The organism is Maritalea porphyrae (assembly GCF_030159895.1).
Classification (GTDB): domain Bacteria; phylum Pseudomonadota; class Alphaproteobacteria; order Rhizobiales; family Devosiaceae; genus Maritalea; species Maritalea porphyrae.
The window spans coordinates 2250453-2273909 of sequence record NZ_BSNI01000002.1 but is presented as its reverse complement, the minus strand read 5'-3'; the positions used below and the strand labels follow the sequence as shown (position 1 = coordinate 2273909).

Genomic DNA, 23457 nt, shown 5'->3' with positions numbered 1-23457 from the left:
AATGTGGCTAAAGCGCACAAAACAATTTTGGTCACTGGCGGCGCAGGTTTTATTGGTTCCGCTGTATGTCGTTTGCTTGTTTCCCGTCCAAACACAAATGTGGTGAATGTAGATAAGTTGACTTATGCAGGAAACCTCAATTCTCTGAAAAGTGTAGAGAATAGTTCAAACTACACGCACGCCAAAGTCGATATTTGCGACACCCATTCAATTTCAAGATTGCTTAGATTGCACAAAGTAGATGCGGTGATGCATTTGGCGGCTGAAAGCCATGTGGATCGAAGCATTGATGGCCCTGAGACATTCGTGCAGACGAATGTGGTGGGCACTTTCCATCTGCTACAAGCGACATTGGAGTACTGGCGGGGCCTGCCCGTAGCACAGCAACAAGCATTTCGGTTTCATCATATATCGACTGATGAAGTATTTGGGGATCTGCCATTTGAACGAGGTTCATTTACTGAAGAAGCGGCCTACGCACCGTCATCGCCCTATTCGGCGTCAAAGGCGGCATCAGATCACTTTGTACGTGCGTGGCATGAGACCTATGGGTTGCCTGTTGTACTGTCCAATTGCTCAAACAATTACGGCCCCTACCATTTTCCAGAGAAGTTAATCCCGCTCGTTATCCTCAACGCATTGGATGGCAAGGAATTGCCCATCTATGGTAAGGGTGAAAATGTGCGCGATTGGCTGCATGTGGAAGACCATGCGCGCGCGCTTGAAGCCGTCGTGATGCGAGGCGTAGTCGGCGAGAGCTACAATATTGGCGGCAACGCCGAACGCACAAACCTACAAGTGGTAGAAACGATCTGTTCTCAATTGGATCAAAGGCGCCCCAAGCGAGAGGGCAAATATGCTGATAAGATTGTTTTTGTGGGCAATCGGCCGGGGCATGATCGTCGATATGCAATTGATTGCAGTAAGATCGAACGTGAACTGGGCTGGGTTGCTCAGGAGACATTTGAGTCTGGGCTATTGCGAACCATTGATTGGTATTTGGACAATGATTGGTGGTGGAAGCCTATTCGAGAGGCCAAATATGCTGGTGAAAGGCTGGGCGCAGCCACGGCTTCGAATGCAGCATCATGAGAATTCTAGTCACGGGACATTCGGGACAAGTCGCGCGTTGTTTGGCGCAGGTTGCTAACGATCAACCAAATTTGGATATCGTTTTTTTGCATCGGCCGGACTTTGACCTATTGGAGACATCTTCCGTCGAAGATCAAATCTGCCGCTATTCGCCCGATATTGTGGTTTCTGCAGCAGCTTATACCGCCGTTGATTTGGCAGAAGACGAAGAGGACTTGGCCTTCGCGATTAACGCTGTTGGCGCTGGAGCGGTCGCGGCTGCTGCAAAAAAATGTGATGCGCCGATTATACACATTTCTACCGACTATGTTTTTGACGGCACCAAGGATGGGGCGTATAGCGAAACTGACGTGCCAAGCCCTAAAACAGCCTATGGTCGCACGAAGCTAGCCGGGGAGAGGTTTGTTGCTGGTGCCAATCCTGAACACATTATTTTACGCACTGCTTGGCTATTCAGCGTATTTGGGCAAAACTTCGTCAAAACTATGCTCCGCATTGCGAAAGAAAAAAATATAGTTGGTGTGGTAAGTGACCAGTTTGGCAACCCAACCAGCGCATATGAGATCGCAAAGGCAATTATTGCCGTTGCCAAGTTGATTGTTGAACCTGAATTTGACTCGTTTGGAGTTTACCACTTTGCTGGCCCGGAAACGATGAGTTGGGCTGACTTTGCGAAAGTTGTGTTTGAACAAAGCGCTGCTCAAGGTGGCCCCATCTGTTCAGTAACAGAAATCGATACATCACAGTTTCCATCAAGAGCAGTTCGGCCAAAAAACGCGGCGATGGACTGTTCGAAATTTGAGGCCGTTTTTGGACGTGACGTTGCGCACTTAGATATAGACGTGCGCTTGAGCGTTAGTGAAATCATCAAAAATAGCCATCGCCGAAAGAACCCGGCGATGGCATTGAGTCGCTAGAATTATTCAGCCGTTTTGGCTGTGAAATCGTCCCAAATTGCTTTGAGCGCCTCTTGGTTTTCACCAGCCGCTTGGATTGCAGCTTTGAGCAATGATTTTTCGACATCGCCAAGGTTGGAATCGTCAACAGCTTTGGTCAATGATTCAACCGATAGAGCTTCTTGGACGGCATCGACCGTTTCGGACACTTCTTCTTGCACCGCGTTAGCAGCGTCCTCTGCCGCCTTTGCTGCATCTTCCGCCGCCTGTTTGGCTGCTTCTTCAGCGGCTTTGGCTAGGTCAGCCTCGGCTTTTGCCTTCGCTTCAGCCTCTGCCGTTGCTTTGGCTTCTGCTTCAGCTTTTGCAGCAGCTTCAGCCTGTGCTTTCTCTTCGGCGGCTTTTGCTTCTGCAGCAGCTTTCTCGGCTGCTTCTTTTTCTGCTTTGGCCGTTGCCTCTGCTTCAATGCGTGCTTGTTCTGCTTTTTGACCGCTATCGTAAATGTAGTAGCCGCCACCAATTACGATGACTGCTGCGATAATAGCTAATACTGTCTTGTTCATCTGCCTTGCCCCGTTGGGTTCCCATTGCTCTGATTTGCGCATGAGTAGTCGTTTACGCGACTTCAAGGCGCAATTGTGGCAAGTGCGAGAGATAAAGGGGAAGGCCACGCAAACAGCGTGGCCAAAGGGCAACTATTTTAGTTTCAGGACGCGGCGCACGCCTTCGTCCAGCGAGAACATGCCGGGACCGGCCACGATAATACAAATAGCAGCAAGCGCCCAGCTACCATGAATCATCCAAGCGCCGGGGTAAACGAGCTGAATGACAGCGGTCATGCCCAATAGGCCAAGTGCAGCAAATCGTGAGAATAGGCCAGCGATTAGAAAGACGGGCAGGATAACTTCCCCTAGGCCCGCAAGGTGGGCCATGACATCTGGTGCGGGAAAAGGAATTTGCGCACCAAAAATGTTCAGCCGATATTCTTCAGCGAATAGGTATTTGGCTGAGGAATTCGTGCTGAATGGAAACTGAGACCATTTCGTCCAGCCCGAGTTCCAATAAGGCATGCCGAGAAAAAAACGCACCCATAAGAGCACTGCCGAAGCAATAATCGCGCCGGGCATTCCAAACATGTGTAGACGATCAAAGCGTCCAAATACGGTTCCTAGCATTATTTGTTCCCCTCATTATTTATCTTGATGTCGGCGATTGCGCCTGATTGGATGAGAAGCGCCAACATGGCAGAGAAATCAAAGTTCTCATTCTTTGTTATGCCAGTTTCTGCGGCTTCATTAAGTGTGTTGCCATCAAGCAATGCTTGGATGGATGGTCCAAAGCTCGCATCAATGTTGTGAACATTCACATCGAGTGTCGGTCGCACAATCAAGACAGATTCGGCAGCCCCGGGGGCGATCGCATCCAGCGGCTGCAAAGAAATTGCTGCCTGCCAAAGCGCATGTACAGGAAAAGGCGAAGTGATAATTGCGACTGATGGTAAAAAAACTAGTTTGGCGTCGCCGAGTTGTTCGGGCGGCAGTTTGCCCAATCTATCCCGTGAAATTGGTGCAATATCGGCGCTGTGATAAGCCAATCGCCAAGCACGTTCAACGCGCGCCACATCCGGTAGAAACGGAATCTGTTGCGCTGGCCCATATCCGGCAACAAAGCTGGCGAAACCTTCGCCAAACAATATCATCAGCTGAGAGTTTGGCGGCTTCTTCTGCAAGTATGCACGTCCGATGGCGTTGAAGAATTCCTCACCAACCAGATTCTTGCAGGCAGGGTAGGCCGCTGCGAGTGCTTCAAGATAGCTGACCACCACATTGTTTTTGTAAACTGAGTAGCGCTTTGGCGCCGGGTTGCCTGCGGGGTCGACAACACCAGCAGGCGCTGGGGCGTCTGGATCGAAGAGATTGGTGGCGAATTCTGTTTGCGAAAACTGCATTTTATTGAGCGGCATGTGTATTTGCCCCGATTTCGGCCATCAACGACTGCGCGTCGGCGGCTTCCTGATACAATGTTGGCCAATCTGGCACATCATTGTCCCATTCGATGAGCGTTGTTATTTCGCCTGTCTTTTGAATAACATGCCGGTACAAGTCCCAAACATCGGGTGCAATTTGTCTGTCGTGTGCATCAATGAGCAGTTTATCGCCGCTATCATCGACATCTTCTGCGTGGCCTGCGAGATGAATTTCACCAACGGACTGTGTTGGAAAAGCATCAAGATATTCAAACGCATCCATTTTTTGATTATTTGCGGAAATGTAGACGTTGTTCACGTCAAGGATTAGCCCGCAACCCGATCGTTTTTGCAGTTCGCTGATGAAGTCAATTTCACTCATTTGTGTGTCAGAGAACGCAACGTAAGTTGAGGGATTTTCGACAAGGATTTGTCGCCCAAGGGTTGTTTGTGTTTGGTCAACATGATCGACGACACGGTCGAGCGTTTCCTGGGTATAAGGAATAGGCAACAAGTCGTTGAGGAAAAGAAGGTTTTTCGCTTCGTCGTGGCTAGACCAGGCAAGATGCTCGGAAACGAGCGCGGGTTGATAGCGGTCCACGACGTTTTTCAGGCGGTGCAAGTGTTTTTGGTCCAGTTCGCCCATAGTGCCAAGGGAAAGGCCAACACCGTGAACGCTGAGTTGGTAGCGTTCGCGCAACGCTGAAAGCATGCGGTGAGGGACGCCGCCATCGCCCATATAGTTTTCGGCATGGACTTCGAAAAAGCCAAGATTGGGATGAGATTCAACGATGTCTTTGAAGTGCTCAGGTTTGAAGCCGACGCCGACGCCGTGATATTTGCCAATCATCTCCATCTCCGCCCAGCTTTTTGAATAGTTGATGAAATCAAAGTTGCGGGGCGGCCGAAGCCGCCCAACATGTTGTCTTGGCTTAGCCAACCATATCGCGGTCCAAAGCTTCCAATGAACCTGCGCGGTCCCCTGGGATTACTTTAGCCCAGAAATCAGCATTTTCGCAAAGACCGGCAGGAACCAGTGTCCATGCATTGCCTTGATAGTCTACTTTTGAAGTGCCTGCACATGTTGTGCCTGGGCCAGCTGCACAATCATTTTTGCCGGCAACTGAAACGCCGTAGCATTTTTCCATTGCGCCTTCAGCATGTGCTGGTGCAACTGAAGCAGCAGTTGAAATAGCAGCAGCCATTGCAGACGCAACAACAAGACCCGTAGCAGTTTTTGACTTAGACATTTGATCCTCCGAGGGAATTTTCACGTTTTAAAATAATTTCGAACAGCTCTGTTTGGCTGCCCTAATGTTTTGGCTGAAAACATCACTGAGATAAAATAACGGCTGCTCAAATCGATGTGAGCGGCGCGTGATGACTACAAATTTTGAAAAAAGATGTCGTTGCGGCCAATGAAGTAAAACATTGGCTAGCCAGCGTTTCGCGAATTAGTTACACCCTAATTAGAGTGGGTGATACAAAGTCGTTTGCGGAGGCGATCATGGTTCAAGAACAGTCTCAGACAGCACTATTAAATGATGGTTTTGGCGACATTCCGCCGCTCCGTGAGGAAGATGATCAAATTAATCGTGATTGGGTTGATCAACTTGTTGATCTGATCGCGACAGATGATTCTGACGAGGTCAAAGCCTTCATGATGCCGCTTCATGCGGCAGACGTTGGTGATGTGTTGGAAGTTTTGTCTGCAAATGATCGAATGGGTCTCATTCGGTTGCTTGGCGATGAATTTGACTATTCAGCGCTAACTGAGATTGATGACGGTATTCGTCTTGATTTGATGGACGAGTTGCCCAACGCGGATATTGCGCGCGGTGTGCAGGAACTCGACAGCGATGATGCTGTCTATATTTTGGAAGATATTGCAGGCCCAGACCAGGCCGAGATTCTAGCAGCTCTGCCAACGTTTGAGCGTTTGGCGCTTCGCAGAAGCCTTGACTTTCCCGATGAAACCGCTGGTCGGCGTATGCAGACCGACTTCATCGCCATTCCGCCTTTTTGGACCGTAGGGCAAACAATTGACTATATGCGGGAAGCGGAAGACTTGCCGGACGATTTCTATCAAATCTACGTCGTTGATCCTACATACAATTTGCTTGGTACGCTTGCGCTCGACCGTATGTTGCGCGCGAAACGACCAGATCGCATTGAATCGATCATGAATAACAATGTGATCGATGTGCCCGCCGAAGAAGACCAAGAAGAAGCTGCTCGTTTGTTCGAGCGCTATGACTTGGTTGAATTGGCGGTGGTTGACGATAGCAACCGGATGGTTGGCGTGCTCACCATTGATGACATTGTTGATGTGATCCAAGAAGAAGCAAACGAGGACATCAAGCGTTTGGCTGGTGTTGGTGATGAAGAAGTATCAGATAATGTTTGGGATGCGTTGCGCAGCCGTGTCACGTGGTTGATGGTCAACCTTGTGACTGCGGTTCTGGCATCAATGGTGATTGGTTTGTTTGACGCGACGATATCGCAAATGGTTGCGCTTGCCGTTTTGATGCCGATTGTCGCGTCGATGGGGGGGAATGCGGGTACACAAGCCATGACGGTGACGGTGAGGGCCCTTTCGACCAAAGAGCTTGACCGGTTCAACATCCGACGACTTATTACACGTGAGGTGCTTGTGGGCGCCCTCAACGGTGTGATCTTTGCCTTGATCATCGGCCTGGTGGCAACGGTGTGGTTTGCAAGTCCTTTGCTCGGCGGCGTCATTGGCGTTGCGATGGTGATCAACATGTTTGCTGCCGGGGTTTCCGGCATTTTGATTCCAATCGCGCTGGACCGCATGAATATTGATCCGGCTGTTGCTTCGACCGCATTTGTTACGACCGTCACCGATGTCGTTGGTTTCTTTGCGTTTTTGTGGCTAGCAGGGCTGGCGTTTGGGTTGCTCTAAGCGAAGTTGTTCACCATTTTATGCACAGCAGCCATGCGTTCGCGACTAACGCTTGCCATAGGGCTTATAATTAATTATGTCTTAAGGCTCTGGTGGCGCTGAAAAGCGATATCAGAGGGGCGAAACAGAAATAGGAGACTGCATGCGCAGCCAATCTAAGGCGGTATGTTGGCGGGCAGCGACTTGGACATTTATTTGTCTGCTGTCAGTTGGACTACTCGTATCAGTCATCGTCGGCGGCTAGTGTCTTAGAAGACATTAAGTCAGCTGACATCAGTTGAACGGGGCGCGATCGAAAATGATCTGCGCCCCTTCTTTTTGGCTTGTTTGTTCTTTCTAAGCTTGCAAGATTCACTTTATGATTCATCTCATCAAACTCTCAGTCGGCACATCTTCCATTGAAGGGCTTGCATCATATCGCGCGGCGCTAGTTCAAAGTGGATTGGGTCGCGCCGATGGTTATGCTTGGCACCGCACGCGGATGATGCCAAAGCGCCAAGCAGAGTTGCTAGATGGCGGTTCAATCTATTGGGTGTTTGGTGGCAAAATCCAATGCCGTCAACGTATTGTCGGCCTTGAGGCGGGCACGCAGCCTGATGGACGACCTTTTTGCGACATTGTGATGGACCAAGAGTTGATTGCCACAGTGCCTCAGCCTAAGCGACCATTTCAGGGTTGGCGGTACCTAAAACCAGAAGATGCGCCCAATGATTTGGTAGCCCACGATGGCGAGGAAAAGCCACCCGAGGAGATGGCACAAGCGCTTGCCGAGTTAGGACTTATTTAACGCGTTTACCTCAATCATTAAGTTAGATTTCATTAACTATAAAATCTGTCTTGTTGAAAGCCCATACTATCGGCAATATTGCGTTGGCTAACGAGGGATAATAAATGCTTGAGCGGTCTGGAGCACATTTGATTGTGCTGGGCAATGAAAAGGGAGGGTCGGGTAAAACCACGACGGCGTTCCATCTTGCCATCCAATTGCTCTATCAAGGCTACAATGTCGCAACAATCGATACCGATAGTCGTCAGCAAACCTTTACCCACTATGTGAAGAACCGGCGCAATTGGGCGCGCAAGCATGGTGTTCGTATTCCGCATACGACGCATTATCATTTGCCGATTGCACGTTCTGACAGTCAAAAAGAGAAAGAGCGGATTGAGTTTTCTCTTTTCCGGCAGGCGGTTGGGGAAGTTGAAAAACACGCAGACTTCTTGATTGTTGACACCCCCGGTTTCGATACTCATCTCACACGACTAAGTCATTCGCTGGCCGATACACTGGTCACGCCTGTTAATGACAGCTTGATCGACTTGGATGTGTTGGCGGATGTTGATCCAGTTACGCTGGAAATTCGCTCGATCAACCACTATGCGCGTTTGGTGCAGCAATCACGTAAAGAACGTTTGGCGCTTGATGGGCGTACAATTGATTGGGTCATTGTGCGCAACCGGATCGCGTCACTGTCTTCTCGCAATATGCGTAATGTGCAGTCCGCAATTGAAAGAATCTCAAATCGGCTTGGGTGCCGAATGGCTGAGGGTATTGCTGAACGTGTTGCGTTCAGGTCTCTTTTTTCTTCTGGATTGACCGTCTTTGATCCGGCAAGCGATGAGGTTTTACTTGGTGGCGGTGTTTCTCAAGTGAGTGCGCGTCAAGAGTATCGAAAGCTAGTAGACGCGCTAAACCTGCCTGTTCGCGAACGTATCGAAGAGAGACGGGCCCGCAGAGAAGAGTGGCGGGCGCGGGTCATGGAAAACGAGGCATTTCAACATGTGGCGGCAAACTAGCCGCCCACAGTGTTAGCGTTCGCAGTGCCCAAACTCTAGGACAACGGCGCGCGATCCATCCTGATTGAATACATCCAATTCAACATTTACTGGCTCATGCAACACGCGACGTGTTCTTGCAGATATTGCCATGACGGAATTGAGCATTTCAGCAACTGAGCTTTGCTGGCTGCGTTCGGCAATGTTTTGCGCAATGCGTAACAAAGTCGATTTGCGCTTGTTGGCGTCGCTTGAAGCTAATTCAGATTTTGGCTCAAAACTCGCCAATGCCTTTAGCTGTTCTAAATCATGCATTGAGTTACTCCGATACTATTTACTCATGCGGTACTTTTCTAGCCGGGTAGGGCTAGACACTTAATGTCTCTTTCTTTCAGGGCGTCGCACGCCATTGCTGCTTCTGCCTCACCCGTAAAACCGACAAATCTTGCGCGGTAAAAACTCTGACCATTACGCGTTACGGTTTGGATGGTTGGGCGATAATCTTTCAAAAGCGCGAATTTCTGATTTGCTGATGCAAGTAATTTGTCTGCTTGATCGTGGTCTCTGGTTGCACCGATTTGAACCGCCCAGATTTTTGGTGCCTGAGTGTTGGGCGTTTGAACCGCGCTAGTTGTTTGCGGATCAATACTACCAGGCGGAATTAGACCTTGCGGCGGTGTTGGTGGTGCGGATCTAGTTGAAGGTCCGTTTCGGTTGATCAGGTTGCCAAGCAAATCCAATGGCGTGAACGCGTTCGCTTGTTCCAGTGTTTGACGTAGTGGTGCAGGGGCTTGCTGGTTGATCGCGATTACACCAAGTTGTTGTGGTTTTGTGCCTGCAAGTAAGTCTTCTGGCCGCGATGGCGGCGTAGGTATTTCGGTAACGGCAGCCACTTCTATTTGCTCATCCTCTCGAGCAGGCGCTGCTGGCGCAGGCTTGAGAGCAACGGTAAGCGGCTCTGGAACCGGCGGTGGCGTTACAGCTTGTGCAATTTGCACGCCGCCACCAAGGTGAGCGGGTCGTGCTGGTGGAGTTCCTTTGAGAGCGACAGCAATTGCAGGCGCCGAGCCTCTAGCCACACCAGGTTTTCCGATAGAGGCTTGTTTCCAATAGCTGCCTTTATGCGCTTTTGGCAGATACTTGTTCACTAGTTGGGTGACCTTGGTGTTTCGTGATCCACCAGAATCAAAGCCGAAGCCGGCAACAATAATGTGACGATTGCCGTGCCGAGCGGACGTGAGCAAGTTAAAGCCAGACGCGCGTGTATAGCCCGTTTTGATGCCATCAACGCCCCTGACATTGCCCAGAAGGCGATTGTGATTGCCATAGGCGTTGCCGCGATAGCGGAATGAGCGCGTTTTGAAATATTTGAAATATTGTGGGAAGTGCTGGAAAATCGCCATTCCCAGACGCGCCTGATCGCGAACAGTCGTGATTTGCGCAGAATTTGGCAGACCTGACGGATTTTTGTAAGTCGTGCGGCTCATGCCCAGACCGCGTGCAGTCTTTGTCATGCGATCGGCAAATTTTGGCACAGAGCCTGATATGTTTTCGGCAACAACGCGAGCGACGTCGTTTGCTGACTTAGTGACCAATGCCTGAATAGCGTCGGAAACTGTGATTGAAGTTCCGGGCTTCAAATAAAGCTTTGATGGCTCTGCGGACGCTGCGTATTTTGAAACAGTCAGTTTTGAAGAAAGCTTTAGACGACCTGCCGCTAGTTCTTCGAAAACAATGTAGAGTGTCATCACTTTTGTGACAGAAGCTGGATATCGCTTCGAATCTGCACCATATGAATAGAGTGTCTTGCCTGTTTTCGCGTCAACAACGATTCCTGCATATTTGCGCAGATTTGCAGCTTGCGCAGGCATGGGCGCCAATACAGTCGTCATCACGAGAACAATGGACGCCAAAATAGACGTGAACGCGCGGCGTCGATTTAAAAGATCAGAGAGGAAATCCACCCTGTACTCCATACAAATCGGGCCGATACGCAGGCCCGTACTCAATACTAAACACACGCTCCGCGTAACCAATCCGCCTTGGTTGGCGGTGGGAGCAAATTCTTCTGGAGTTCAAAATACGGGTGGCATCTTACGAATGAGTAAAATTGTTTTGATTTGTTTGAAAAAGTGCAGCGTATTTTAATCATCTTGTGCAAATGTTGTGGTGTGAGTTTTTGACCGTTGTGGTCTTAACATTGGCCATAATTTGCATACATAATGGAACTAGGATTCACTAGCAGAGAACGACACCGAATTAGCTATGAACGAGACGCATAAAATCTACCTGTCTTCGAATGATCAGAATGATGATGATTCTGGTGATGGCATTGGTGTTGCAACCAAAACGCGGTCAAAGGTCAAAAGACCAGGGCTGTACCGCGTATTGTTGCTGAATGATGACTATACGCCGATGGAATTTGTGATCGCTGTTTTACAGCAAGTGTTCAATAAGAACCAAGACGAAGCAGTTTCAATCACAATGCATGTGCACAATCACGGCGTGGGGGAGTGCGGCATTTTTCCGTACGAAGTGGCAGAAACGAAAGTTACTCAGGTCATGGACGCGGCCAAAAGAAACCAACATCCGTTGCAGTGCGTAATGGAAAAACAGTAGGAGTAAACTATGCCTTCATTCTCCCGAGGTTTGGAAAAGGCTCTACACAATGCCATGAATTTGGCGCGTGAACATGCGCACGAAATGGCAACGCTTGAGCATCTATTGCTAGCGCTAACCGATGATGATGATGCGGTCGCCGTGCTTGATGCATGTGAAGTTGATCGCGAGTCGCTTCGCCAAGATCTAGAAGAGTTTATTGAAGACGAACTGTCTTCGCTTGTTGTTGATGGTGATGTTGATTCAACGCCAACTGCTGCATTTCAACGGGTTATTCAACGCGCAGTTATTCACGTTCAGTCATCTGGTCGTGACGAAGTAACCGGTGCCAATGTGCTCGTTGCAATATTTGCTGAGCGGGAAAGCCATGCGGCCTATTTCCTCGAGCAGCAAGAAATGACGCGGCTTGATGCGGTAAACTACATTTCGCACGGCATCACGAAATCTGGTGTAACTGAGACGCGTCCGATACGCGGTGCCGAAGAAGAGGGCGAGGGCGAAGCCGCCGGTGGTTCGTCACCATTGGACGAATTTTGCGTTAATCTCAATGTTAAAGCTGAATCTGGCAAGATTGACCCACTAATTGGACGCGCTTCAGAATTGCAGCGCACAATTCAGGTCTTGTGTCGTCGTTCCAAAAACAACCCACTTTATGTGGGTGATCCCGGTGTTGGCAAAACAGCGATTGCTGAAGGATTAGCCAAGCGCATAGTTGAAGGTGATGTACCAGAGGTGCTTAAGCCTGCGACGATCTTTGCGCTAGATATGGGCGCTTTGCTTGCTGGAACACGTTATCGTGGTGACTTTGAAGAACGTTTGAAGTCAGTCGTCAAAGAACTTGAAAAAATGCCTGACAGCATCTTGTTCATTGACGAAATTCACACGGTTATTGGTGCCGGCGCTACCTCTGGCGGTGCCCTTGATGCGTCAAATCTCTTGAAGCCAGCCCTGGCGTCCGGCGAAATTCGTTGCATTGGTTCAACGACTTACAAGGAATATCGTCAGTTCTTTGAGAAAGATCGTGCGCTTGTACGTCGCTTCCAAAAAATCGATGTGGCAGAACCTAGCGTTCCTGACGCAATTGATATCATGAAAGGCTTGAAGCCTTATTATGAGAAGTATCATGACGTCGAATATACCAACGAGGCGCTTAAGTCTGCGGTGGAACTGAGTGCGCGCTATATCAACGATCGCAAGCTGCCGGATAAGGCGATTGATGTTGTTGATGAATCCGGCGCGGCACAGCGTTTGCTGCCCGAAAACGAGCGCAAGAAAACGATCGACGTTGAGGACATCGAAGCGACAATTGCGACAATGGCGCGAATCCCGCCGAAATCAGTTTCTAAGTCGGATACTGAGTTGCTTTCTGGCCTTGAGAGTAATTTGAAACGGGTTGTATTTGGTCAAGACAAGGCGATTGATGCGCTATCGTCTGCGATCAAATTGGCGCGTGCTGGTTTGCGTGAGCCAGAAAAACCAATTGGTTCATATCTGTTTACCGGTCCGACTGGCGTCGGTAAAACTGAGGTTGCTAAGCAGCTTGCAGACACATTGGGTGTTGAGTTGCTGCGCTTTGATATGTCCGAATATATGGAGCGCCACACAGTTTCTCGTTTGATCGGTGCACCTCCTGGATATGTTGGATTTGACCAAGGTGGTTTGTTAACAGATGGAGTCGACCAAAACCCGCACTGCGTTGTTTTGCTTGATGAAATTGAAAAGGCGCACCCTGACTTGTTCAACATTTTGTTGCAGGTAATGGACCACGGTAAACTGACGGATCACAATGGCAAGGAAGTGATGTTCCGCAATGTCATTTTGATTATGACGTCGAATGCTGGTGCGGCTGACCTTGCGCGTGCGCCCGTAGGCTTCACAAATGAAAAGCGGACCGGTGACGATGAAGAAGCGCTGAAAACCTTCTTTACACCTGAGTTTAGAAACCGTTTGGACGCGATTATTTCGTTCGCGGCTTTGCCGGGCAAAGTTGTTTCGCAGGTTGTTGAAAAATTCGTTATTCAACTCGAAGCGCAGTTGGGTGAGCGTGGGGTGACCATTGAGTTGACGCCCGCGGCGAACAAATGGATCGCTACGCGAGGATATGATGAGCAAATGGGCGCACGTCCGCTGGGGCGCGTGATCCAAGAGCACATCAAGAAACCGCTCGCGGATGAAGTACTGTTCGGCAAATTGCAGAATGGTGGCACCGTGAAAGTGGATGTTAAGCGCGGCGCGGATGAGTTGGTGTTGAAGTTCTTGCCGCCAACGCCTGCCAAGCCAAAGGCCATTACTGGTCCGGAGAAGCGCAAAGCGATTACCAAGCGAGCGCGCAAAAAGCCGACATCGAGCAGTGCAAGGGTGCCATCAACGCCCAAGCGGAAGCCAAAGAAAAGCCCAGAGAAGAGCTAACAACAAGAAGGCCGGTCAATTGACCGGCCTTTTTTCTTAGAGAAATGATTTGATATGTTCGCAGATCTCAATCAGATCTTCTTCAGAAGTCTTTACTTCGCCATGTCGATTGCGCCTTTGACCCGCATAGCAAGGAATAATGTGGAAGTGCAGGTGATAGACAGTTTGTCCGGCAACTTCTTCACTTGATTGGCGCAATAGGATTCCGTCTGCATGCATCGCCTTTTTTACGGCAACTGCAATACTTTGAACTCGTTTCATCACGTCGCCAAGCACTTCAGGGTCAGCGTCGATAAGATTGCGTGAGCCTTGTTTTGGTATCACCAATACATGCCCACGGCTTTCGGGCATGATATCCATGATTGAAATACAAACATCGTCCTCAAACACTTTGTGGCTCGGAATGTCGCCGGCAATGATTTTCGTGAAGATGTTGTTTGGATCGTAATGGCCAGCCATGGTGCGCTCTTTGCCTTTGATGAAGCGAAAATTGTTGTCTTACAGGTGCAGAATTTCGTGATTCTTGTCAATTGCAGAACAAAAACCCGGGTCATTTCTTGAACGGCGTATAGGCCCGCATTTCCAACTGATCTAGGGCGACATGTTCTCGTTCGTTTTCCAAGTAGTCGGCAATCGCTTCGCGGAATGCTGGGTGAGCGATGTAGTGGGCGGAGTAAGTTGTGACGGGTTCATATCCTCTAGCCAATTTGTGTCCGCCTTGTGCGCCTGCCTCGACGCGGTCGAGGCCGTGTTTAATCGCAAAATCAATGGCTTGATAATAACAGAGCTCGAAGTGCAAAAACGGCACATGGGTATTGCACCCCCAATATCGGCCAAAAAGCGTATCTGCTCCGATGAAATTGAGCGCACCTGCAATCGCTCGTCCGTCTTTGATGGCGAACATCAACAGAACATCATTGCCCATACTTTCACCGATCATCGAAAAGAATGTTCGATTTAAGTAAGGCGAGCCCCATTTGCGATTTCCCGTGTCTTGGTAAAACTCAAAAAACACGTCCCAATCACTTTCTGTAATCGATTCTCCGGTTTTCCATTGCACTTCTATGCCACCGGACAGTGCTTCGCGTCTTTCCTTGCGGATGGCTTTGCGTTTTCGCGACGTTAGCGTTTCCAGAAAATTGTCAAAGCTTGAATAGTTTCGGTTCGACCAATGAAATTGCTGATCATTGCGTTCAAGCCAACCTTTTGATTTGAAGACTTCCAGTTCGCCCTTTGTCAAGAAAGTCGCGTGTGCCGAAGAACAACCCAATTGAACCGTTGCAGATGCGGCTGCATCGGGCAGGGCGCTTGCTACAGCAGTGGGGGCATCGCCGCGCACCAAAAGTTTTGGCGCGGAGGCAGGGGTGAATGGCACACTTATTTGCAATTTTGGATAGTAATTACCGCCCGCTCGCGCATAGGCATCGGCCCACGCGTGATCAAAAACATATTCGCCTTGCGAGTGGCTTTTGATATAGGCGGGCATGATCGCTTGGACTTGATCGTGCGCGTCTACAATTGCAATGTGCTGAGGGTGCCAGCCAGATAAGGAAGTCGCGCTACCGGATCTTTCAAGCGCATCAAAAAACGCATACTTCACAAAGGGGTTGCTAGCGCCTGCACATGCGTTCCAATCCAATTCGCCAATCTCTGCGACGGAGGCGAAAGTCTTTGCAATGATTGGATTTTGGGGATCAGACACTTCGTTCTTTTCAAATCATTGTAGTGATGCTGCCTTCAAAAACAATTTGATCGGCATGTGTGTGTGCAGCAAGCAAATCGGCTTCGTCTTTTACGGTCCAGGTCATGACACTAAACCCCAATGCTCTGAAGAAAAGAACCATAGGAAGTGTTAGATCATCAACATTGCACGATAGGAAATCAAATTTTGTCGAGGGATAATGAAGGAGATGCCGAAGGACAAATCCTTGCGCCCAAGTTGCTTCCGGCGGCTTTTCCTTTTCAAGGACGATGCCGAGGGGCCATTTGCAATTCAAATCTCTTAGTGCACCTAATAAGCGTGGATCAAAGCTCTTGAATACGAGGGCCCCCGAGTAGTCTTTTGCGGCTTGCAGCACGCTTTCAGCAAGAGCCAGATTTCGTTCGTTCTGTGATTTTAACTCGACAATTAGAGGCACCTGGCCATCAATTTGGCTCAGAAACTGCGAAAAAATTTGTGGTGCTGTGTTGCAGCCCGTAAGCGATATGCGGGCCAGTTGGTCAGCGCTTATGTCGCGCAGTTTACCTTTCTGCGCGGTAAGCCTGTCCAACGAGTAGTCGTGAAAGACAACAGGGATATCGTCGCCCGTGAGCTGAATATCGCATTCAATGGCATAGTTGGAATCAATCGCTGCAGCAAATGCACTTTGACTGTTTTCAATAATGCCTGCATCGCGATCATGAAGACCGCGATGCGCTATAGGTCTGCTAAATGCAGCAGAGAGAATGCTCACTAGTCGTTGATCTCAACAATTGCTTCAATTTCAACCATTGCACCTAGTGGAAGGGACGGCACGCCAACCGCGGCGCGCGCGTGCTTGCCTTTTTCGCCGAGAATTTCGCCGATCAGGTTGGATGCGCCATTGGCGACCAGGTGATGCTCAATAAATGTGTCTGTACACGCAACGAAAACGCCAAGTTTGATGACTTGTTTGATGTCGCCAAGGTCAACACCAAAGGCCTTGATCTGCCCAAGGATATTGAGCGCGCAGATTTGAGCAGCCTTTTGCGCATCTTCCACGCCAACATTGTCGCCAAGTGTACCTTTGCGCAAACCTTCGCTGTCCATTGGTAGCTGTCCGGAAATTTGCAGCAAGTTCCCCGTTCTTTGCACTGGAATATAGCTGGCGAGCGGCGCGACTGGCTCTGGCAGTTCGAAGCCGAGTTCATTGATTTTCTGTTCTGGTGTCATGATCAAACCCTAAGTTGATTTTGGTTTTGGCGATTCTGTGTCGCCTTTTGCTTCTTCTTTTTTGACGCTCATCAGTTTTCCGCGCAAGACCGCTTTTTTGCCAAAGCGGTCGCGTACCTTGTCCATTGCACGTTCGGCTGCGGCTTTTCTGGCAATCTTTGGGTCAATAAGGTCTACTGGGTCGCTGGTGGGCGCTTTGCATAGACCGGAAACGCCAATGCCAATTAGCCGAAAACTGGTCATGCCCACTTCCTTTTCCAGCATGGCTTGGCCTGTTTCATAGATGGTGTAAGCGAGCTGGGTTGGTGATAGCAACTGTTTGCGCCGCGTGCGTGTGGCGAATCCCGCAGTTTTGAGTTTTAGTGTGACGGTGTCGCCTGCCAAGTCCTTTTTCTTCAACCGCGCGCTGACTTCCTCGGATAGGCGAAGCATAACTTTAGAAAGCTCGTCAAAGTCATTTATATCTTTAAAGAATGTTGTTTCATTTGAAACTGATTTTACACCGCGTGACCGCTTAACGAGGCGTTTGTCCTCGCCGCGAGCGAGGTAGTACAATCGCGCACCAATTTCACCATAGCGACCTGCTAAATCTTTCAGGTCCATATCCTGCAGTTGGCCGATGCGCGTGATGCCATCACGTTCTAGTCTTTCGCCAAACTTCTTGCCGATGCCATAGATTATGGTGACTGGTTTGTCGGCGAGAAAGTCAACGGTTTCTGCTTTGCCAATCAGTGCCATGCCGCGCGGCTTGTCCAGGTCCGACGCAATCTTGGCGAGAAATTTATTGTGTGAAAGACCAATCGAGATTGTTACGCCGACTTTTTCTTCAATCGTACGGGCGAGTTTTGCAAGGCTTTGGGCGGGACTTGCATGATGAAGCTTTTGCGTTCCAGAAAGGTCCAGAAATGCCTCATCGATGCTCAATGGCTCGACTGAAGGTGTTAGTTTGTCGAATTCTTCGCGTATTTGTTTGCTGGCCTTCACGTATTCAGCCATTCGCGGTGGCACAAAAACGGCGTTTGGGCAGAGCCTTTTTGCTTGAAAAGAAGGCATGGCAGAACGTACGCCGCTCATCCGCGCGATGTAACAACATGTAGAGACGACGCCGCGTTTGCTGCCGCCGACAATAACCGGTTTGTCGCGCAATTCTGGGTGGTCCCGCTTTTCAACAGACGCATAAAAGGAATCGCAGTCCACGTGGGCGATTGAGAGTTCATCGAGCTCGTTGTGCGTGATGGTGCGCCGAGACATGCAGTTGGGGCAACGCGAGAACTCTTTCTCGTTTTGTTGATGTCCGCATTCTTTGCACAGCGACGCCATTTGATTATCCGCTTGGGTTTAGCTTGTAGTAGGCGCGCATAAACTGTTCTGTGCTGATTTGTGCATTAGCGCAAACTGAAAGCAATGCGGGCTCATTGTGCGCGAAAAAATCAAGCAAGCCCGTTGTCACGTTTTCGTTTAGTCCTGAACGCAGTTCGTTGGGTCCCGTGCCTGTTTGCGCCATGAATTCGCCTAGTAATTCTGGCTCATTGATCAAATGGCTTAGGCAAGCGTTGGCGATTTCGTCTACAAAGTGCTCAGAAACAAGGCTCATAAATTGGGTCCCATTACGTCTTTCGTAAGATTTTGAATGTTAAATCAAATACATCATAAATTCGATTAGTCATGTGAACTTTTGATCCGGGAAAATTATGTCAAAAACGGTGATGATTGTTGAAGATAACGAGCTCAACATGAAGCTCTTCAATGATCTATTGGAATCGCGTGGCTATCGCACGATACAAACACGGAATGGCCTTGAAGCGCTAGATATTGCGAAAGAGCATCATCCAGATTTGATTTTGATGGATATTCAACTGCCTGAAGTTTCCGGGTTGGTTGTGACCAAGTGGATCAAAGAGAATGATGAGTTGGCCCATATTCCGGTGATTGCTGTGACAGCGTTCGCCATGAAAGGCGACGAAGAGAGAATTTTGGAAGGTGGGTGCGAGGGGTATATTTCTAAGCCAATTTCGCTGCCGCACTTCTTGGAAACCATTGAAAGTTTTATCGGACCGGGAAAGTAAGCCGGGAAAAAGAGTAGGGCGTAATCATGACGGCGCGAGTATTGGTTGTTGATGATATTCCAACGAACATTAAGCTGTTGGCCGCGCGGCTGACAGCTGAGTATTTTGATGTGCTTGAGGCAAGCAACGGCGCTGACGCGATTGAAATCTGTCGTCGCGGTGAATGTGATTTGGTGCTTTTGGACGTAATGATGCCAGATATGGATGGTTTTGAAACCTGCCAGCGGCTGAAGTGCGATCCAAAGACACAGCACATACCTGTTGTGATGGTCACAGCATTGGATCAACCATCGGACAAGGTCCGCGGTCTCGAAGCCGGTGCCGATGATTTTCTTACGAAACCCGTTGACGATGTTCAATTGATGGCGCGGGTTAAAAGCTTGTCCCGTTTGAAAGGCTTGACCGATGAACTTCGTTCGCGCGCTTTGACAGGGCAGGCGATCGCAATTGAAGATATAGTCGATATGACCGCTGGGATTGAACCAACTGGTGGTGAGATCCTTGTAATTGATTCTGATGCGCACAACGCAAAGCGCTTGCTTGAGGCGCTCGATGTAGAGCACAAGGTCACGCACCTGTCGACACCTGAGGACGCAGCTTTCCATTTGGCTGACAAAGACTACGAAGTTGTCGTTGTTTCAATGGCGATGGGCGATATTGACCCGCTCCGTGTATGTTCACAAATTCGGACATTGGAGCAAAGTCGATCTATTCCAATCATTCTTGTTGCTGACGTGCCGGACAAGCCAAAGGTTGTGCGTGGTTTGGAACTTGGCGTGAATGACTTTATTCTTCGTCCGGTTGAGCGAAACGAATTGGCAGCACGCGTTCGCACGCAATTGCGCCGTCATCGTTATTCAGCTGAGCTGCGCAAGAATTTGTCGAGCACGGTTGCAATGGCAGTGATCGATGGCCTGACTGGGCTTTACAATCGTCGTTATTTTGATCGTCACATGTGTGTGCAGCTTGATAAGGCGAAAGAGGGCGGTCGTAGCTTAGGCTTGATGATGTTGGACATCGACTATTTTAAGTCGGTCAATGATACGCACGGCCACGCGGCTGGCGATGAAGTTCTAAAAGAGTTTGCCGAGCGTTTGCAGCGCAATATCCGAGGCGTTGATCTTGCTTGTCGTTATGGCGGTGAAGAGTTCGTCGTTATGATGCCAGATACAGATTTGGTTCACGCGAAGAATATCGCGGAGCGTATGCGCCATGCTGTTGCGAGTGAGCCTTTTGAAACAGGTCTAACTGATCCACTGAACATAACCGTCAGTGTTGGCATTTCAATCAACGAGCTTGATGATGACACGCCGGAACAAATGATGAAACGCGCTGACATTGCGCTTTATCGCGCTAAGCGGGAAGGGCGCAATCGCATCGTTTATGACGCTGCGTAGGGCCCAAAGTCGCCTCAACTAGTTACAAGTTTATCTATCAAGGTTACCGCTTAGGATTAAGCCGTAACCTTAATGGTGCGCGTTAAGGTTAAGCCTTTAACATACAAAGCGAAATCAGGCTGAGATTCGCCGCATTTGGTTGGAAAAACTTCTTCGTAGGTGTAGGTAAGATGGTAAGCGGTTCGTTAAGAGCCCGACTATTCCTACGGAGATTTCTCAGGTCCGCCGCAACTTCCTGGGTCCGTAGGTCGGGCGAGTTCAACCTAGCGTTAGAGTGGCCTCTTCTTGCTGGGTTGAACTGCCCACTAAAAAACCCCGCCTTTCGGCGGGGTTTTAATTTTTTCGCACAATCAACAGATTTCTAAAAAGAAACCTTACTTGATTTTGGATTCTTTGAATTCAACGTGCTTGCGTACAACAGGGTCATACTTTTTCAAAGTAAGCTTTTCTGTCATTGTACGCGAATTCTTCTTGGCAACATAAAAGAAGCCTGTGTCAGCTGTTGAAACCAGCTTGATCTTGACGGTGTTTGACTTGGCCATGCCTGCAATCCCAAATAAATGGCCACGCGAATTATACGCGCGGCACAAAATCGATATCGGGCGCAAACTAGGCATTTAGCGCAAAAAGTCAAGCGTCCGCGTGATGTTTTTGAAAAATGGTTATTCTACTGCATGTCTGTCGCAGGGGAGAAGTTTGGATCGAAGCCATGCAAGTAGTTTGCCCACTGGATAGCTACAATCATTCCCTTTATCGGTCGCAACAAGCCCAGCGAAAGCACAAGCATTGTCGGTATCGACCAATAAAGGTGCACCATAGGTTCAATCTGATAGCTTGTTTCAAGGTGAAAAATTCCACCAACAACGACGTGACCAACAATGGCCATTGTGATGTATGGCGGGGCATCATCCGCTCGGTGGTGGTGAAAGGCTTCGCCGCAACTCGAACAGCCAGAGTTCACCCTTAGATAGCCTTTAAACAATTTCCCCTTTCCGCATTTGGGGCACTTGCCGACTATTCCATTTTTCATTGCAGCCCAAACGCTGCGCTTGGGCTTATCAATCGCGTTTATTTCAATGCTCACTTAGCATTCCCTATCGTTTGTTTCGGCGACCGCCAAATGTCTTTTTGACAGGTCGACGCGAACGACGGCCCTTTGGTGGTTTGACACGCTCACCGCGTGTAAGCATTTCAAACCGCAAAGAACCCGCCAATGGTTCAGCTTCCATCAGCCGGACTTCAACTTGATCGCCGATCCGATAACGCTCTCCGGTACGTTCTCCAATCAGCGCCTGTTGACCTTCATCATGGATGAAATAGTCCGTGCCAAGGGTGCTTGCGGGTATAAAACCATCTGCGCCCGATTTATCCAATCGGACAAATAGTCCCGCCCCAATAACGCCCGCAATTCGCCCAGGGAATCGAGCGCCAATCTGGTCGGCAAGGAAATAGGCGAGCAAACGATCTGTGGTTTCGCGCTCAGCGGCCATTGCGCGTCGTTCGGTCATTGAAATCTGTTCGCCGATGACCGCGAGCTTGTTGTCTGTTTCTTTTGGCAGACCATCATCACCCAGTTTTAGTGCTCTAATCAGCGCGCGGTGGACAATTAAATCGGCATAGCGGCGAATAGGCGAGGTGAAGTGAGCATAACGCCGCAAGTTCAAACCAAAGTGTCCATAATTCTCATTTGTGTACTCGGCCTGCGCCTGCGCGCGCAAAATCATTTCATTCACCAGATGCGGATTGTCACTTTGTTCTGCGACAGCCAAAATACGGTTGAATTGTTCTGGCTTGACCGTGTCACCCGGATTGAAATTGAGCTCCATGGTGGAGAGTGTTTCTTTTAATCCGATCAATTTCTGTTGGCTTGGCGCATCATGAACACGATAGAGCAGGGGCACTTTGTGCTGCTCAAGTGTCTCTGCAGCACAAACATTTGATTGAATCATCATTTCTTCAATCAACTTGTGTGCCGTCAGCCGCTCAGGAATATGTACGTCTTCAACCAAACCGTCGTCGTTGAGGATGATTTTTCTCTCTGGCAAGTCCAGCGCCAACGGTCCACGCTTCTTTTGTGCTTTTTCCATCGCCTTGAATGCTGCAAAAAGCGGCTTCAAGATTGGTTCAAGCAGTGGCTCAGTTTTGTCGTCGGGGTGCCCATCAATTGCTGTTTGCGCTTGTTGGTAGCTCAGTTTTGCCGCTGAGCGCATCAATACACGATGGAAGCTATGACCTGTTTTTTCGCCATCAGCGTTGAACACCATGCGCAAGCCCATTGCGGCGCGGTTCTGGTTTTCCACCAAAGAGCAAAGATTGTTTGAAATCTTTTCTGGCAGCATTGGGACAACGCGGTCAGGGAAATAGACTGAATTGCCGCGCAATAATGCCTCGCGCTCCATGTCCGAACCGGGGCGTACATAATGCGCGACATCGGCGATCGCCACATAGACGATAAATCCGCCCTCATTGTTCGTATCATCGTCTAGATGTGCGTACACCGCATCGTCATGATCTTTTGCGGTTGCAGGGTCGATGGTAACGAACGGGAGTTCTCGCCAATCTTCGCGCCCAGAGATATCCGCAGGCTGAGCTGCTTCCGATTCTGCTACTACAGAATTTGGAAATTTGTGTGGAATTTCAAGGTTGTGTAGTGCGATCAAGCTAACCGCTTTTTCGCTCAGCGGGTTGCCAATAACGTTGACCACTTTGGCTTTTGGTACCATTGCACGGCCAGACACAGCCTGTTCAACTTCCACTAAGTCGCCATCTTTGGCGCCATTTAAGTCGCCTGCGTGGATTTGCATTTCGCGGCCTTTGCGTTCCACTGGTATCAACCGCGCACCACGTTCGACCAAGCGCACAACGCCAATCAAAGATTTTCGAGGCGCATCAAGCACCTTCATTGGTTTTGCGATATAGGCTGGGCCTTCGTTGTCGTCGTTTTTGCTGATACGTGCCAACACACGGTCGCCGGGGCCGGGGACTGCTTTAGCGTCTTTGCCGCCAACAATCAAAACGCCGGGTCGTTCACCGTCGTCGTCATCCCATTTGGCCGGGTGACCAACCATATATTCCGGGTCCGCGTCGCTTGGGATTTCAATGACGGTGACAGATGGAAGTACGGCTGTGCGCTTATATACTTTGCGGGACCTGTTGATGATCCCGTCATCTTCCATTTCCTTCAGAAGCGCTTTGAGGATAATTCTGTCGTCGCCCCGAATACCAAACGCTTTCGCAATATCGCGTTTGCTGGCATTGTTGGGATTGATATCCAGATACTCAACAAGTTGCTCACGCGTTGGGATTTGCCCATCGCGGTTTTGTTTTGCGCGGGTTTGGTGACTGCGTCGCTGATCTGGAGCTTCGGGCAGGCGACCCTTGTTGTCTCTTCGGGCCATCTGGACC

Annotated in this window: 25 protein-coding genes; 9 read left to right on the top strand and 16 right to left on the bottom strand. The window is 49.5% G+C overall.

The features are described from left to right. Positions 1 to 3: 3 nt before the first annotated feature. Positions 4 to 1092: a dTDP-glucose 4,6-dehydratase gene (gene rfbB / locus QQL65_RS14475; RefSeq protein ID WP_284365679.1), complete on the top strand. Its 1089-nt coding sequence runs from the start codon at positions 4 to 6 to the stop codon at positions 1090 to 1092. Continuing rightward, positions 1089 to 2009: a dTDP-4-dehydrorhamnose reductase gene (gene rfbD, locus QQL65_RS14470; protein WP_284365678.1), complete on the top strand. Its 921-nt coding sequence runs from the start codon at positions 1089 to 1091 to the stop codon at positions 2007 to 2009. The genes rfbB and rfbD overlap by 4 nt, the downstream gene beginning before the upstream one ends. A gap of 2 nt (positions 2010 to 2011) precedes the next feature. On the opposite strand, the gene QQL65_RS14465 is transcribed toward rfbD, so the two are convergent. The 5 genes from QQL65_RS14465 to QQL65_RS14445 all read right to left on the bottom strand — a co-directional run bounded on the left by QQL65_RS14465 (position 2012) and on the right by QQL65_RS14445 (position 5201). After that, positions 2012 to 2548 (bottom strand): hypothetical protein, encoded by a 537-nt coding sequence (locus QQL65_RS14465; RefSeq protein WP_284365677.1) that lies wholly within the window; start codon positions 2546 to 2548, stop codon positions 2012 to 2014. Between the two features lie 132 nt (positions 2549 to 2680). Next, positions 2681 to 3160, bottom strand: coding sequence for a DoxX family protein (locus QQL65_RS14460; protein WP_284365676.1), 480 nt, complete (start codon positions 3158 to 3160; stop codon positions 2681 to 2683). Next, positions 3160 to 3948: an HvfC/BufC N-terminal domain-containing protein gene (locus QQL65_RS14455; RefSeq protein ID WP_284365675.1), complete on the bottom strand. Its 789-nt coding sequence runs from the start codon at positions 3946 to 3948 to the stop codon at positions 3160 to 3162. Before QQL65_RS14455 ends, QQL65_RS14460 begins: the two co-directional genes overlap by 1 nt. Next, positions 3935 to 4801: an MNIO family bufferin maturase gene (bufB, locus tag QQL65_RS14450; RefSeq protein WP_284365674.1), complete on the bottom strand. Its 867-nt coding sequence runs from the start codon at positions 4799 to 4801 to the stop codon at positions 3935 to 3937. Before bufB ends, QQL65_RS14455 begins: the two co-directional genes overlap by 14 nt. Before the next feature lie 82 nt (positions 4802 to 4883). Beyond that, the gene (locus tag QQL65_RS14445; RefSeq protein ID WP_284365673.1) at positions 4884 to 5201 is read right to left on the bottom strand and encodes a BufA1 family periplasmic bufferin-type metallophore; all 318 of its coding nucleotides are present in this window, start codon (positions 5199 to 5201) and stop codon (positions 4884 to 4886) included. Between the two features lie 257 nt (positions 5202 to 5458). Between QQL65_RS14445 and mgtE the strand changes: the two genes are divergently transcribed. From mgtE to QQL65_RS14430, 3 genes are all read left to right on the top strand, one after another. Beyond that, positions 5459 to 6877, top strand: coding sequence for a magnesium transporter (gene mgtE, locus QQL65_RS14440; RefSeq protein WP_284365672.1), 1419 nt, complete (start codon positions 5459 to 5461; stop codon positions 6875 to 6877). A 358-nt stretch (positions 6878 to 7235) separates the two neighbouring features. Beyond that, positions 7236 to 7664 (top strand): DUF1489 family protein, encoded by a 429-nt coding sequence (locus QQL65_RS14435; RefSeq protein WP_284365671.1) that lies wholly within the window; start codon positions 7236 to 7238, stop codon positions 7662 to 7664. Between the two features lie 104 nt (positions 7665 to 7768). Next, positions 7769 to 8671, top strand: a complete 903-nt coding sequence (locus tag QQL65_RS14430) for a division plane positioning ATPase MipZ (RefSeq protein WP_284365670.1) — start codon at positions 7769 to 7771, stop codon at positions 8669 to 8671. Positions 8672 to 8683: 12 nt separating this feature from the next. On the opposite strand, the gene QQL65_RS14425 is transcribed toward QQL65_RS14430, so the two are convergent. Beyond that, the gene (locus tag QQL65_RS14425) at positions 8684 to 8965 is read right to left on the bottom strand and encodes a hypothetical protein (protein WP_284365669.1); all 282 of its coding nucleotides are present in this window, start codon (positions 8963 to 8965) and stop codon (positions 8684 to 8686) included. A gap of 38 nt (positions 8966 to 9003) precedes the next feature. After that, positions 9004 to 10614 (bottom strand): serine hydrolase, encoded by a 1611-nt coding sequence (locus QQL65_RS14420; RefSeq protein WP_284365668.1) that lies wholly within the window; start codon positions 10612 to 10614, stop codon positions 9004 to 9006. Positions 10615 to 10915: 301 nt separating this feature from the next. Between QQL65_RS14420 and clpS the strand changes: the two genes are divergently transcribed. Then, on the top strand, positions 10916 to 11269 hold the full coding sequence (clpS, locus tag QQL65_RS14415; RefSeq protein WP_284365667.1) for an ATP-dependent Clp protease adapter ClpS: 354 nt from the start codon (positions 10916 to 10918) through the stop codon (positions 11267 to 11269). Between the two features lie 9 nt (positions 11270 to 11278). Further along, positions 11279 to 13678 carry an ATP-dependent Clp protease ATP-binding subunit ClpA gene (gene clpA, locus QQL65_RS14410; protein WP_284365666.1) on the top strand — a complete coding sequence of 800 codons (2400 nt, stop codon included), beginning with the start codon at positions 11279 to 11281 and terminating at the stop codon, positions 13676 to 13678. Positions 13679 to 13714: 36 nt separating this feature from the next. Here the strand turns inward: clpA and QQL65_RS14405 are convergent, their stop codons facing one another. The 6 genes from QQL65_RS14405 to QQL65_RS14380 all read right to left on the bottom strand — a co-directional run bounded on the left by QQL65_RS14405 (position 13715) and on the right by QQL65_RS14380 (position 18183). Further along, a complete protein-coding gene (locus tag QQL65_RS14405; RefSeq protein WP_284365665.1) occupies positions 13715 to 14137 on the bottom strand; it encodes an HIT family protein in 423 nt (140 codons plus the stop codon). 91 nt (positions 14138 to 14228) lie between these two features. Next, on the bottom strand, positions 14229 to 15380 hold the full coding sequence (locus tag QQL65_RS14400) for a GNAT family N-acetyltransferase (RefSeq protein WP_284365664.1): 1152 nt from the start codon (positions 15378 to 15380) through the stop codon (positions 14229 to 14231). Between the two features lie 10 nt (positions 15381 to 15390). Continuing rightward, positions 15391 to 16131 carry a glycerophosphodiester phosphodiesterase family protein gene (locus QQL65_RS14395; RefSeq protein ID WP_284365663.1) on the bottom strand — a complete coding sequence of 247 codons (741 nt, stop codon included), beginning with the start codon at positions 16129 to 16131 and terminating at the stop codon, positions 15391 to 15393. Then, positions 16131 to 16589 carry a RidA family protein gene (locus QQL65_RS14390; RefSeq protein WP_284365662.1) on the bottom strand — a complete coding sequence of 153 codons (459 nt, stop codon included), beginning with the start codon at positions 16587 to 16589 and terminating at the stop codon, positions 16131 to 16133. The genes QQL65_RS14395 and QQL65_RS14390 overlap by 1 nt, the downstream gene beginning before the upstream one ends. Positions 16590 to 16598: 9 nt before the next feature. Continuing rightward, positions 16599 to 17909: a DNA polymerase IV gene (locus QQL65_RS14385; RefSeq protein WP_284365661.1), complete on the bottom strand. Its 1311-nt coding sequence runs from the start codon at positions 17907 to 17909 to the stop codon at positions 16599 to 16601. 4 nt (positions 17910 to 17913) lie between these two features. Continuing rightward, a complete protein-coding gene (locus tag QQL65_RS14380) occupies positions 17914 to 18183 on the bottom strand; it encodes a DUF3572 family protein (RefSeq protein ID WP_284365660.1) in 270 nt (89 codons plus the stop codon). Between the two features lie 97 nt (positions 18184 to 18280). On the opposite strand from QQL65_RS14380, the gene QQL65_RS14375 reads away from it, so the two are divergent. Beyond that, on the top strand, positions 18281 to 18655 hold the full coding sequence (locus tag QQL65_RS14375; RefSeq protein WP_284365659.1) for a response regulator: 375 nt from the start codon (positions 18281 to 18283) through the stop codon (positions 18653 to 18655). A 26-nt stretch (positions 18656 to 18681) separates the two neighbouring features. Further along, entirely contained in the window at positions 18682 to 20052 is a 1371-nt protein-coding gene (locus QQL65_RS14370; RefSeq protein ID WP_284365658.1) for a PleD family two-component system response regulator, read from the top strand. Between the two features lie 374 nt (positions 20053 to 20426). On the opposite strand, the gene rpmG is transcribed toward QQL65_RS14370, so the two are convergent. From rpmG to rnr, 3 genes are all read right to left on the bottom strand, one after another. Further along, positions 20427 to 20594 carry a 50S ribosomal protein L33 gene (gene rpmG / locus QQL65_RS14365; RefSeq protein WP_284365657.1) on the bottom strand — a complete coding sequence of 56 codons (168 nt, stop codon included), beginning with the start codon at positions 20592 to 20594 and terminating at the stop codon, positions 20427 to 20429. Between the two features lie 125 nt (positions 20595 to 20719). Beyond that, on the bottom strand, positions 20720 to 21136 hold the full coding sequence (locus QQL65_RS14360; protein ID WP_284365656.1) for a DUF983 domain-containing protein: 417 nt from the start codon (positions 21134 to 21136) through the stop codon (positions 20720 to 20722). 10 nt (positions 21137 to 21146) lie between these two features. Continuing rightward, positions 21147 to 23450 carry a ribonuclease R gene (rnr, locus tag QQL65_RS14355; RefSeq protein ID WP_284365655.1) on the bottom strand — a complete coding sequence of 768 codons (2304 nt, stop codon included), beginning with the start codon at positions 23448 to 23450 and terminating at the stop codon, positions 21147 to 21149. Between the last annotated feature and the right edge of the window lie 7 nt (positions 23451 to 23457).